Annotated in this window: 14 protein-coding genes, 1 pseudogene and 1 riboswitch; of the genes and pseudogenes, 5 read left to right on the top strand and 10 right to left on the bottom strand. The window is 44.0% G+C overall.

The window, feature by feature from the left end:
- Nucleotides 1–4: 4 nt before the first annotated feature.
- Nucleotides 5–994 (bottom strand): fumarylacetoacetate hydrolase family protein, encoded by a 990-nt coding sequence (locus ACMUMJ_RS04630; RefSeq protein ID WP_414677620.1) that lies wholly within the window; start codon nt 992–994, stop codon nt 5–7.
- Between the two features lie 18 nt (nt 995–1,012).
- Nucleotides 1,013–2,149: a homogentisate 1,2-dioxygenase gene (locus ACMUMJ_RS04625; protein WP_414677619.1), complete on the bottom strand. Its 1,137-nt coding sequence runs from the start codon at nt 2,147–2,149 to the stop codon at nt 1,013–1,015.
- 337 nt (nt 2,150–2,486) lie between these two features.
- On the opposite strand from ACMUMJ_RS04625, the gene ACMUMJ_RS04620 reads away from it, so the two are divergent.
- The 5 genes from ACMUMJ_RS04620 to ACMUMJ_RS04600 all read left to right on the top strand — a co-directional run bounded on the left by ACMUMJ_RS04620 (nt 2,487) and on the right by ACMUMJ_RS04600 (nt 5,296).
- Nucleotides 2,487–2,936: a MarR family winged helix-turn-helix transcriptional regulator gene (locus ACMUMJ_RS04620; RefSeq protein ID WP_414677618.1), complete on the top strand. Its 450-nt coding sequence runs from the start codon at nt 2,487–2,489 to the stop codon at nt 2,934–2,936.
- 50 nt (nt 2,937–2,986) lie between these two features.
- Nucleotides 2,987–3,145, top strand: coding sequence for a hypothetical protein (locus ACMUMJ_RS04615; protein WP_414677617.1), 159 nt, complete (start codon nt 2,987–2,989; stop codon nt 3,143–3,145).
- A gap of 84 nt (nt 3,146–3,229) precedes the next feature.
- Nucleotides 3,230–4,228, top strand: a complete 999-nt coding sequence (locus tag ACMUMJ_RS04610; RefSeq protein WP_414677616.1) for an asparaginase — start codon at nt 3,230–3,232, stop codon at nt 4,226–4,228.
- Between the two features lie 84 nt (nt 4,229–4,312).
- Nucleotides 4,313–4,918: a DJ-1/PfpI family protein gene (locus ACMUMJ_RS04605; RefSeq protein ID WP_414677615.1), complete on the top strand. Its 606-nt coding sequence runs from the start codon at nt 4,313–4,315 to the stop codon at nt 4,916–4,918.
- A 9-nt stretch (nt 4,919–4,927) separates the two neighbouring features.
- Entirely contained in the window at nt 4,928–5,296 is a 369-nt protein-coding gene (locus ACMUMJ_RS04600) for a VOC family protein (protein WP_414677614.1), read from the top strand.
- Nucleotides 5,297–5,385: 89 nt separating this feature from the next.
- Here the strand turns inward: ACMUMJ_RS04600 and ACMUMJ_RS04595 are convergent, their stop codons facing one another.
- The 8 genes and pseudogenes from ACMUMJ_RS04595 to ACMUMJ_RS04560 all read right to left on the bottom strand — a co-directional run bounded on the left by ACMUMJ_RS04595 (nt 5,386) and on the right by ACMUMJ_RS04560 (nt 12,428).
- Nucleotides 5,386–6,321, bottom strand: a complete 936-nt coding sequence (locus ACMUMJ_RS04595; protein WP_414677613.1) for a DMT family transporter — start codon at nt 6,319–6,321, stop codon at nt 5,386–5,388.
- Between the two features lie 201 nt (nt 6,322–6,522).
- A riboswitch (FMN riboswitch) is annotated at nt 6,523–6,699 on the bottom strand.
- Nucleotides 6,700–6,973: 274 nt separating this feature from the next.
- A complete protein-coding gene (locus ACMUMJ_RS04590; RefSeq protein ID WP_414677612.1) occupies nt 6,974–7,120 on the bottom strand; it encodes a hypothetical protein in 147 nt (48 codons plus the stop codon).
- A pseudogene (locus tag ACMUMJ_RS04585) lies at nt 7,107–7,214 on the bottom strand (DUF1348 family protein); the annotation flags it as partial. The gene ACMUMJ_RS04590 and the pseudogene ACMUMJ_RS04585, both read right to left, overlap by 14 nt.
- Nucleotides 7,215–7,357: 143 nt before the next feature.
- Nucleotides 7,358–9,082: an ABC transporter substrate-binding protein gene (locus tag ACMUMJ_RS04580; protein ID WP_414677611.1), complete on the bottom strand. Its 1,725-nt coding sequence runs from the start codon at nt 9,080–9,082 to the stop codon at nt 7,358–7,360.
- 84 nt (nt 9,083–9,166) lie between these two features.
- Entirely contained in the window at nt 9,167–9,439 is a 273-nt protein-coding gene (locus ACMUMJ_RS04575) for a DUF2160 domain-containing protein (RefSeq protein WP_414677610.1), read from the bottom strand.
- 11 nt (nt 9,440–9,450) lie between these two features.
- A complete protein-coding gene (locus tag ACMUMJ_RS04570) occupies nt 9,451–10,392 on the bottom strand; it encodes a carbohydrate ABC transporter permease (RefSeq protein WP_414677609.1) in 942 nt (313 codons plus the stop codon).
- Nucleotides 10,393–10,402: 10 nt separating this feature from the next.
- Entirely contained in the window at nt 10,403–11,272 is an 870-nt protein-coding gene (locus ACMUMJ_RS04565; RefSeq protein ID WP_414677608.1) for a carbohydrate ABC transporter permease, read from the bottom strand.
- Nucleotides 11,262–12,428 carry an ABC transporter ATP-binding protein gene (locus tag ACMUMJ_RS04560; RefSeq protein ID WP_414677607.1) on the bottom strand — a complete coding sequence of 389 codons (1,167 nt, stop codon included), beginning with the start codon at nt 12,426–12,428 and terminating at the stop codon, nt 11,262–11,264. The genes ACMUMJ_RS04565 and ACMUMJ_RS04560 overlap by 11 nt, the downstream gene beginning before the upstream one ends.
- Nucleotides 12,429–12,430 lie beyond the last annotated feature (2 nt).

Genomic DNA, 12,430 nt, shown 5'->3' with positions numbered 1-12,430 from the left:
GGTGTCATTGTTTTTTTGAATAAGGCACGACAGTTTGTTCGATTTTGCCAAAAATTGAAGCGCCATTGGTATCAAACATTTCAATCGCTACTTTATCGCCATAGGTCATAAAAGGAGTAACCGCTTTACCGCCTTCAATGATTTCTAACATGCGTTTTTCCGCTAGACAGCAAGAGCCTTTACTGCGATCCACATTGGATACTGTACCGGACCCCACAATGGTGCCTGCTGATACATGACGACTTCTGGCAACGTGTTCTAACAGCTGATAAAAATCGAATGTCATATCAACACCCGCGTCAGGGGAACCGAACTTTTCATTATTTAAATGGACATGCAATGGAAGATGAACCTTACCTGCTTGCCAATTGTCGGTTAACTCATCTGGCGTGATCGCAACAGGAGAGAAGGCCGATGCGGGTTTTGATTGGAAAAAACCGAAGCCTTTGGCAAGCTCTGCTGGAATAAGATTTCTGAGCGATACGTCGTTCACTAACATCATTAACTTAATGTGTGAGGATGCCTCTGCTGCGGTGGTTCCCATCGGCATGTCACCGGTAATGGCAGCGATTTCTGCTTCGAAATCACAACCCCAGCTCGGGTCAGCCAGTTCAATATCATCTTTGGGACCAACAAAACCATCGGACATGCCTTGATACATTAATGGATCTGTCCAAAATGTTTCAGGCATGGTTGCATTACGTGCCTTGCGTACAAGTTCCACGTGATTAACATACGCGCTGCCATCGACCCACTGATAGGCTCTTGGCAATGGTGACGCACAGTCTGTGGGGGTAAATGTAAAAGTGTTGTCTAAGGTTTTATTGTTTAAAGACGCGTATCTCTTTTCCAGTAAAGGTGCAATCGTGTCCCAATCATCTAAGGCGCTTTGTAACGTTGGCGCAATGTCTGTGGCGTCAACGGCCATGCTTAGATCGCGTGATACTAAGATAAGTTTTCCGTCACGTCCGTGTTTTAGTGATGCAAGTTTCATTATATCTTCTCCAATTCATTAAGCTTTAGAAGGGGTTTTCCAAGAGTAGACATATTCTTGGTTTTCGACTGATTGCGCCGTGTCTGTCATGGTAAGAGGTTGACGAGTGTCTATCATAACGGCCACTTCATCGGTCTCTTTCAGCGCATGTTTTTTGCCTGCCTGTACGGCTTTTGGGTGAGGGCCGTGGGGAAAGCCACAAGGGTGCAGCGTCATCATGCCTTCTTCAATGTTATCTCGGCTAAAGAAATTACCTTTGTGATAGAAAAGCACTTCATCGTAATCGTCATTGTTATGATAAAATGGCACTTTTAGAGCACCGGGATCAGATTCAATAGGACGTGGAACAAAGGTACAGATAACGAAATCTTTGGCGACAAAGGTAGTATGTGCAGACGGTGCCAAATGATAGCGATGGCTCATGAGTGGCCTAATGTCTCGCCAATTTAAGCGAAAGACCGTAAGGTCACCTTTCCAGCCGATCGCATCTAAAGGGTTAAAAGGGTAAGTGACTTTATTGAGTTCATTGTGCCTTTTTATGTGCACTTTCCATCCAGTGGTGCTACTACGTTGAGCATCAAATGCCTCGTCTAACGTAGGGTAATCTAAAACACCGGGATCAAAGATGGCATGATCGCCGACCATACCTCTTTCCGCACTCATATAAGAGCTGTTTGTTGCTTCAATCATTAGCATAACAATAGGAGCGCTTGGCTCTATTCGCCAACTTGTCGACCTTGGCAATACCAGATAATCGCCTTCACTAAAGGTGAGATGGCCATAATCACAAAACAATGATCCAGCGCCTTGATGGATAAAGAGGCAATCATCACCATCTGCGTTGCGTACAAGATGAGTCATATTTGTTGCTGTTTTCCAAATACGCACTCGAACATTGGCATTTTTCAGTAAACAAGGTGCCTGTAATGGGCAACTTTCATCGGCATCGACTAAGTTGGTGTCAAAAGCATGAGGTCTTAAATTCCCCTCCCATTCACTCCACCCAGTGGGAGCGTGAGCGTGATACATGTGGGTTGCAGGCCCAAAGAAGCCCTCTTTACCGATTTCTCTTTCGTAGCTACCATTGGGTAAATCGCAATGTGCTTGTTTAGAGAACTTCCCTTCTTTTAAGGGGAAAGAAAACCACTTTTTCATGCTCATTTCCTTTCTAAATGATGTCGTGACAAATTTAAGTGTGTTCGATAATTCAAACATTGTTTCATTTGAAACAATGTTGTATGTAGTTATAGTGGTTTTTATCGATTATATCAAGGGTTTTCTTGTCTGTTTTTATTGTGCATTATGTTTCATATGAAATTATTTGTCATGATTCAATCCGTAGCTGGTTGCTTTTCTTCGTAAGGTAGATCTTAGGGTGAAAAGAAAAAGTGAGAGATTCTTTTTTTATTAAATGCCTATTCAAAACCTAAACATAAATGAGAAACTGGTGATGACTGGGCGTCGAGTTCAATGATTAATAAAGTGATGACTTATGGAAAATTTTTTATTGGAAGAGTTCCTTCCATACAAATTGGTAAGAACCGCAGAGCACATAGCCGATAGCTTTGCAGGGCTTTATCAGAGTGAATTTGGTATTAGCCGACCTGAATGGCAAATAATTGCCAATCTCGGTGTCAGAAAAAATGTGATTGCACGTGAACTGTCTGAATTGATTCGTTTAGACAAAGTGAAAATATCCCGCACTTTAACGGTACTGGAAGAGAAAAACCTTATTATCAAATCTCCTGTTGAAGGAGACTTGAGGGCCACTCAGTTGTCTCTTTCTGAGGAAGGCATTGCGTTGTACGAACGCTTGGTGCCAAAAGCAATGGAGTGGGAAAATCATATATTGGATGGTCTTACTGGCACTCAATATCGTGATCTTTGCCGAATACTAGACACCTTATATGAACGAACATCGAATAAAGCCAAAGTGAAATAATCTGTTTACACTGATAAAATTAAAACAGTCATGCGGTATTACATTTGACTATGGCCCATTCTTTTATCGTGTCTGGACCAGAATTAAAGGGAACGGTTGCGCTAGAGTGCGAATACGAAGACATTGAAAACCCATCTGTGACGTCGGGTTGTTCCGACTTAACTTATCGCTTGTACATTATTCATAGAGACTTTTGCATGAAGTTATGAGTGACGATAATACGAGGAAAAAATAGGCAAAACAGTGCAGTAGTCGTGCAAAGGTCTCTCATAATCAACAATAAGGAATCCATTATGCAACATCCTGCACTCAAGGTGAACGTGTCTCGTGGCAGTGTTATTGAAAGTGAACATCAGATTAAAGCCGTCATTGTTTCAAGTGATGGGCAACTCATTGAATCCTGGGGGAATGTGGACAGTTTGGTGTACCCAAGAAGTGCGATTAAAGCGATGCAGGCTTTAGCGTTTATTGAAATGGGAGGGGCGGAAAAATTTGGTTTTAGCGCAGAAGAGATTGCGATTTGTTGTGCTTCTCATAATGGCGAAATTGAGCACGTAAAAACCGTTCAAAGCATGTTAAATAAATTGGCGTTATCGACAACGGATTTTGAGTGTGGAGGGCATTGGCCAATGCGTGAACAAACCAGCTACGATTTGGCTGAACTGGGCGAGAAACCAACGTCGTTACATAATAACTGCTCAGGCAAACACGCAGGTATGTTAGGGCTGGCGAAAATGCTGGATGTATCTCCCCAAGGCTATATTGGGGTAGATCATGCGGTTCAAAAATGCATCGCTTCGACGATGGAAGAAATGTGTGAATACGATTATGGCTCTGCGCCATGGTCTCCTGATGGCTGCTCGGCGCCAACATGGGCCATACCGTTAACCAACCTAGCATTAGCGTTTGCGAAGTTTGCTGACCCATCTGGTTTGTCTCCTGCACGTGAAAAAGCCTGCCATTCTTTATACGATTCTGTTGTTTCTCACCCTTTTATGGTGGCAGGAACTGAGCGCTATTGTACGGATATGATGCGAATTCTTGGCAAAAAAGTGTTTTTAAAGTTAGGTGCTGAAGGTGTCTACATTGCATCGATTCCAGAGTTAAAGTTGGGGATCGCTTTGAAATGTGAAGACGGCGCCATACGTGCCGCGGAATCGGTTATGACGGCGCTTTTAGATCATGTAGGTATTACTCAAGGTATTCCGAGTGAACATCTTGCGCCTTTCCGATCAGTCACATTAAAGAATTGGAATGGTCTTATTTCAGGTGAGATTAGCTGTTGTATTTAAAGAAAAATTGACATCAAAATGATGAAAGAAAGTATAGAAAATTAATTAACGAGTCGTTTTTAATCAAGTGGGTAGGAACTGCACATGAACATTGTCATCTTAACGTTTCAAGGCTTTAACGAGTTGGATTCTTTTATTACGTTGGGCATTCTTAATAGAGCAAAAGGACCGGATTGGAAAATCAGTATTTGTTGTCCTGAAGAGAGTGTCACTTCGATGAATGGTGTGACGGTGCAAGCGCAAGCCTTACTTGAAGAAACGGCTAAAGCGGATGTGGTGATTGTTGGTAGTGGTAGGCAAACGCGCAGCGTGGTAAAAAATGTGGGTATCATGAGTCGTCTCACCTTAGATCCTTCACATCAATTGATTGCAGCGCAATGTTCAGGCGCTTTGATTTTATCACAAGCTGGCATATTACAGGATCTTCCAGCCTGTACTGATTTAACGACGAAACCGTGGATGCAGGAAGCGGGTGTAGAGGTATTGAATCAAGCCTTTTTTGCCAGTGGCAACATTGCCACAGCAGGAGGGTGTTTGTCTTCGTCTTATTTGGCGGCTTGGGTCTTGGCTCGGACAGAAGGTATAGAGGCGGCGAAAGAGGCCATTCACTATGTCGCACCAGTGGGTGAAAAAGAACACTACGTTGCCAGTATGTTAGGCAATATTACTGAGTATTTGCCGCGTTCGTAAAGGAGGATTATGTATCTCGATCACATTAATATTAGCGCACCAACAGACATTATTGATCAGGAAAAAGCGTTTTTAATAGACATCTTTGATTTGATAGATGGCGAAAAAAGCAGCACGGCTCAAGCGGGTTATTGGTTGTATCATGGGGATCGGGCTTTGGTTCACCTGACTTTTAGTGATCGACATGCTCCGCTTGAAAAACCGCGATATTTGGACCATGTTGCTTTTCGTCTAACGAATTTTGATGGCTTTATTCAGAAGCTTGTGGATCGACACCTTGAGCACACTGTGTACTTAACACCTGAAACGGGCGAAAGGCAGATATTCTTTCATACGCCTTCAGGTATTCGGCTAGAAGCTAATTTTGCTCAAAAATAATGCAGCGAATAAAGGGGGTCTTAATCTAGGGAAGCACCTTGTATGCAATCGATTAAGAACCCAATTCTGTACCGATTATTACTTAAGCTTTAGGCGTTTGACACTGTAGTGATCGGCATGGCGGTGCTGAGCTCTTTCATGCGTAATCCAATGTTGCCTAGAATCAGTAGACAAGCCCCAATAATTTGAAATGAAGATAGGCTGACATCTAAAAACACCCAGTTAATACCAGCGGCAAAAACAGGGAAAGACAACTCGACTAAAGTCGCGGTTTGAGCTCGGACACGACTTAATCCCTGATAATAGAACCACATTCCAATAAGTCCGCTTAATAACGCCATGGCGATTATAAGCCCAAAATCGACGGCGGTTATGGATTTTAGCGTCGGTGTCATAAAGAGTGCCGTGGGTAATAAAACCATTAATCCAGATAAAAACCGACCGGATAAAATGGCATTTTCAGGCACACCTTTGTAAGATAGGTATTTGCCGCACACTGTCGCCGCACCCCAAGCAAAGACAGCAATTAATGTATAACCATAGCCTTTCATTATGGCGCCTTGATCGCTTGAATAGTGCCACTGAGCGTCGTTCAGTTTTGCCAAATCTGGCCACATCATCACAAAACTGCCCACTAAAATGATGACCGCCCACTGCATAAAGTGACTCTCAATACGCTCTTTTAAGAATGCGTACGCCAAAATAATGGCGACCAGAGGTTGCAACTTTTGTAACAAAATGACGACCGTTGGATTGAGATAACTAAATGCTTCTGTAAACGCTAACGTGCCGACAGCCGACCCCATTCCTCCAATAAAAAACAGACAAGCCAACGACCGCTTAGGCATTTTTCTATAAATGTCACGATAGCGCCAGAGCAAAGGGCTGACACACACAACTAAGGTGAAGTGTTCAATAAGAACAATGTGTACTGCGGAATAACCGGCGCCTAACAATGGGTAACGAATGAGTGTATCCAATGCCCATGTAAAGCAAGCGATCATAATGAAAAGTGTTCCTGCCATCTTGAATGTCTCCTATTCAGTAAGATGTACAGGGGTGATGAGGAATATACCAAGTGTTATACACCAACAAGTATGCACCAAAAAGCACACACAAGAATGTAAATACACAATGGGCAAGTTTACCGTACTTGGGTCAAGAGTGAAAACAACAGGTGTTCATACAAAATACTGAGTAAAGTAGACCATTCATTATGCTACTTGGTCGATCTTCTATCATCCGGACTGTAACCGTCGGCTCTGGAGTCACACCAGATCTGCTGACCTCCCACTCGTGTTATAAACACAAAAGTGGAAGCGCTCGCGGGCTGTTTTTGGTTTGTATGATACAAAACCAAAATCACCGCCGGTGGGGAATTTCGCCCCGCCCCGAAGTTCGATTAATGTAAATGTTTAAAACTAAGCCGCTACTGTAATAGCCAAGAGGGCGTTAGGCAACTGCTGCTGCAAAAAATAAATATCAATGCCAAGAAACTTGGCAACTAAACGGACAGTAATAAAGGTGAGTCTCTCGTATGACCAAAAACTATTCATTTAGTGAAAGAGTGAAACCGGCATTGGTAAAAAGCGTCATGTCTGTTTTAGGACTGAAAGCGATGTCTTCTCCTATGTTCACTGGTTAAAAAACACGCATTGAAATACCATGTGTTCCGAGCTACGCAGTAATAGACATCATGGTTTCAATCGAAACCGAGTGACTGTTGATTAAACTCATTAGGTGGATAAAGGACGTTTTGTCCGCCATGTATTCATTGGACGCGTGGGCTGTGGCTTCTGTTTCCCAGTAATCATCGGGTCTCACTCACGGCACCTTCCCAAGTGAACAAACGGTCTTCTTCTTTAATCGGCAAGTCGTTGATACAAGCAAAGCGTTGACGCATTAAACCAAGTTCATCAAACTCCCAGTGTTATTTTGTCAGAACAGAGTCTTGAGCCACTGAAAAAGAGCAATAAAAGACATACGAAAGCATAAAATGGTAAAACGAAAAAGACCAGCACATCGCTGGTCTTTTTAATGGCATTATCGATTTAAGTTAGGTTATTCCCAAGAACGCAATAACTCTTTATACGCAACGGTTACACCTTGAGGTTTCTCATTGGCAAGTTTCGCTTTTGGTGAACCCGGCTGAGCCAACCAATACGCCTCATCACGTGGTTCATTTAACTTAGGGCCACATAATGGCTGAACGTTGGCTCTTTCAAGACGTTGCATTACTTTGTCTTGCGCGGCGGCTAACCCATTAAGCGCTTCTTGTGGTGTGGCTTCACCACTGGCTGCTTGAGAAATATACTGCCACCAAAGTTGAGCTAACTTAGGATAATCCGGAACGTTGATCCCTGTAGGAGACCACTCTTTACGCGCTGGCCCTTTATAAAACTCAACCAATCCGCCCAACTTAGGTGCCGCTGCTTGCATCTCTGGTGAGTTAATATCCGATTCACGAATAGGCGTTAAACCCACTAAGGTTTTTTGCAGAGAAACGGTTTTGGATGTGGTGAACTGAGCGTATAACCACGCCGCTAAACGACGATCATCTGGTGTGGAATTCATAAAGGTCCAAGCCCCCACGTCTTGATAGCCTTTTTTCATACCTTCTTCCCAATATGGCCCAACTGGAGAAGGTGCCATACGCCATTTTGGTGTGCCGTCTTCATTTACGACGGGCAAACCTTGCTTTGTCATATCTGCTGTAAACGCGGTATACCAGAAAATTTGTTGGGCAATGCTACCTTGAGCAGGCACTGGCCCTGATTCAGAAAAGGTCATGCCTTGGGCTTCTGGTGGCGCGTATTTGCTCAACCAGTTCACGTATTTAGTGGTTGCATAAACAGCTGCTGGACCATTGGTTGCACCACCACGAGAGACACTGGAACCGACAGGAGAACAGGCATCTTTAATACGAATGCCCCATTCGTCTACTGGAAGGCCGTTTGGTAAACCTTTATCACCTGCGCCAGCCATAGAGAACCAGGCATCGGTAAAGCGCCATCCAAGAGAAGGATCTTTTTTACCGTAATCCATGTGTCCATAGACAGGTTCGCCATCAATGGTTTTTACTTTATCTGTAAAGAATTCAGCAATGTCTTCATAGGCGGACCAGTTAACAGGTACGCCTAGATCATACCCGTAAATGGATTTGAACTTGGCTTTTAAGTCGTCACGAGCAAACCAATCTGCACGGAACCAATATAGGTTGGCAAACTGCTGAGTCGGCAATTGATAAAGTTTACCGTCTGGGCCAGTGGTGAAATCCAAACCGATAAAGTCAGCAAGATCCAGTGTCGGTAATGTGTAGTCTTCTCCATCACCTTGCATCATGTCTGATACTGGAACCACTTTACCGTATCTGAAATGCGTACCGATCAAATCAGAGTCATTAACGTAAGCGTCATAAATATTACGGCCTGATTGCATTTGAGTTTGCAGCTTCTCAACCACATCCCCTTCTTGAATCAAGTCATGGTTTACTTTAATACCTGTGATTTCTTCAAACGCTTTCGCCAATGTTTGTGATTCGTATTGGTGTGTTGTTAGCGTTTCTGATGCGACGTTAATTTCCATTCCTCGAAATTTCTTCGCTGCTTCAGTAAACCACTGCATTTCAGTCATTTGCTGTTCTTTTGTTAGCGTTGAAACAGAAAATTCTCCAGTTACCCATTTTTCTGCTGCATCTGAATAGGCGTCTGCCCATAAACTAGCAGAATGCAACATGACTGCGAAAGGTAGGGCGGCGAGTGCAATTTTTTTCTTATTGTAGTGCATGTTTTACCTCAACAAAGTTTGGTTTTTATGATGGCATCCGTGCCAGTTGGTTCCTGTTTTTACGTTTCTAGTAACGATTTCTAATTAGCCCCAGCGCATCAGGATAATCATCCAGACAACACAAAGGACAGTAGCCACGGCAATATAAACATCCGTTAGTGCAACGAATGCCAAGTGGATAAAGGCACTGCTAAGCAAACCAATAAAGAGACGGTCGCCACGAGTGGTTGCAATAGGGATAAACCCTCGTCGCTCAATAGAAGGTGAGACAATTTGCCAAGTCGTCATACCGATTAAGATCACAGCGATGCCAATAAAAAACAGCGCAGTTGGTAATGTCCAAGACATCCAAGACATAAGAGCTCTCCTTATACACGGCCAAGGGCAAACCCTTTAGCGACATGGTTACGAACAAAGTAAATAACGAGCATCCCCGGTATAATGGTGAGCACACCCGCTGCGGCTAGCAGCCCCCAATCCATCCCAGAGGCCGAGACAGTTCGAGTCATGATGGCGGCAATGGGTTTGGCTTCTACAGATGTCAACGTACGGGCTAAGAGCAACTCAACCCAAGAAAACATAAAGCAGAAGAAGGCGGTTACACCGATACCAGAGCGAATTAATGGAATGAAGATGCGTACAAAGAATCGTGGGAAGGTATAGCCATCAATGTACGCCGTCTCATCGATTTCTCGTGGCACACCGCTCATAAAGCCTTCTAAAATCCACACGGCGAGCGGCACGTTAAATAGGCAGTGTGCTAAGGCTACGGCAATGTGGGTATCGAATAACCCAACAGATGAATACAGTTGGAAGAAGGGTAATAAAAACACAGCTGGTGGCGCCATACGGTTTGATAACAGCCAGAAAAACATGTGTTTATCGCCAATAAATCGATAACGACTGAATGCATAAGCGGCTGGCAAGGCAACGATTAAACTAATCACCATATTCATCGATACGTAAAAAATTGAATTGACGTATCCCATGTACCAAGTCGGGTCACCAAAAATTTTGGCGTAGTTTTCCAGAGTGAAATCGGCAGGGAAAAAAGACAATCCACTGAGAATTTCCGTATTGGTCTTGAATGACATGTTTACGAGCCAATAAATGGGCAGTAAGAGTAAAACCACATACACGACTAACCCTATTCGGCTGCGTAAGTTAGCGTTACGCGCTCTTTTTTCTGCATGGCTGAAGACGGGGGATTGGGTTGGTGATCCCGCGTATTTTTGAGTGCTTTTTGTCGTTGATGTCGACGTATTGGACGCGCTGACATTCGGGGACTGTGAGGTTGAATATTGCGTCATGGTCGTGCCTCTACTTATCTTTCTGCATGTTCATGATGGTGGTATAGAACACCCAGCACACCAACAAGATGATGAGGAAATACACCAGCGAGAATGCCGCTGCTGGGCCAAGGTCAAATTGACCGATTGCTTGCTGCACTAAGGATTGGCTTAAGAAGGTTGTTGAGCTACCGGGTCCACCGCCAGTAAGTACAAACGGCTCTGTGTAAATCATAAAAGAGTCCATAAATCGCAATAGCACCCCAATGATGAGTACATTGGTTAATTTAGGCAGCTGGATGTAGCGGAAGACCGCCCATCGAGACGCTTGGTCAATGCGGGCTGCTTGGTAATAGACTTCAGGGATGGCTCGTAATCCGGAGTAACATAAGAGCGCGACCAGCGGAGTCCAATGCCACACATCCATTAATACCACGGTGAACCATGCATCGGTGGAGTTGGAGGCGTAGTTATAATCGATGCCAATCTCTGCCATAAAGGCGCCTAAGAGACCAATGTCTGCTCGACCAAATATTTGCCAAATGGTGCCGACCACATTCCAAGGTATTAACAAAGGAATAGCAACGAGTATTAAGGCTAAAGACGCGCCTCGACCTTTGGTTGGCATCATTAATGCGACGCCTATGCCTAATGGCACTTCAATGGCTAAGATAGTGAAAGAGTATATAAACTGGCGTAATAGCGCTTCGTGCAAACGGCTATCAAGCATGACTTGTTTGAACCACTCTGTACCCACAAAATAGCGCGTGCTTGGGTCAAAAATATCCTGTACTGAATAGTTAACAACCGTCATTAAAGGAATAATGGCTGAGAACGCTACGATAAGAAAAACGGGTAGAACAAGGAACCAAGCCTTGTTATTTTCGACTTTAGTTTGCATTGGTAGCCTCCTGATCGCTTAGATCGAGTGACGTGTCATTTTCGTCAGAAGGGAGAGACGTAATCTCGCCTACATCCACTAAATAGTCATCGACGTACACCTTGGTCCATTGTTCAGGGAAGCTGACATAGACTTGCCCAGAAGGAATGTTTTGATCCTCACTTAAACGGGCTTTCATCATTTGGCCATTAAACAAGAAAGACAAAATTTTGTAAGTGCCCAGGTCTTCCACATAATCGACGTCCACTTGATAAGCGTCGTCGTTTTTACCATCCCAGACGTGGACGAATTCTGGTCGAATGCCGATGGTGACTTTCGTTGCTCCCATCGCTTGCAAACGACTGAGCATGGCCTCGCTGGTAGTGATGGTGTGTCCATCAAAAGTGATTTTATCGGTTACGTCGGCGTCAAAAAAATTCATGCCAGGGCTACCAATGAAATACCCAACAAAGGTGTGAGCTGGGTTTTCAAAGAGCTCCCTAGGGGTGCCAAATTGTACAATTTGGCCGTTGTACATGACGGCAATCTTGTCAGCAAAGGTAGATGCTTCGAGTTGGTCATGAGTAACGTAAACCATGGTGATATTGAATTGTTCATGAATTTGCTTGAGTTTACGACGCAGTTTCCATTTTAATTGAGGATCAATAACTGTCAGTGGTTCGTCGAATAAAATGGCGGACACATCGTCACGGACAAGTCCACGTCCCATAGATACCTTTTGTTTCTGATCCGCAGACAAACCTTTTGCTTTGCGCTTAAGTTGATCGGAAAGTTCTAATATCTCCGCTACTTCGTACACTTTGGATTTTACTTTGTGTTCAGGGACGCCAATATTGCGTAGTGGAAAGGCTAAATTGTTGTACACCGTCATAGTGTCGTACACCACAGGGAATTGGAAAACTTGTGCAATGTTACGTTCTTCAGGCTTTAATTCGTTTACACGTTTACCATCAAATAATACTTCGCCATCTGATGGCTCTAGCAGGCCAGAGATGATGTTTAATAATGTTGATTTTCCGCAACCCGACGGGCCTAGCAATGCAAAGGCGCCGCCTTGTTCCCATACATGAGACATCTGTCGGATGGCGTAGTCCTCTGGTCTGGTTGGGTGCTCAACATAGCTATGGGCGAGTGCGTTTAAGGTGATTTCAGCCACAA

The organism is Marinomonas phycocola, assembly GCF_047525455.1.
Taxonomy (GTDB): domain Bacteria; phylum Pseudomonadota; class Gammaproteobacteria; order Pseudomonadales; family Marinomonadaceae; genus Marinomonas.
This window is presented reverse-complemented; position numbering and strand designations above follow the sequence as displayed.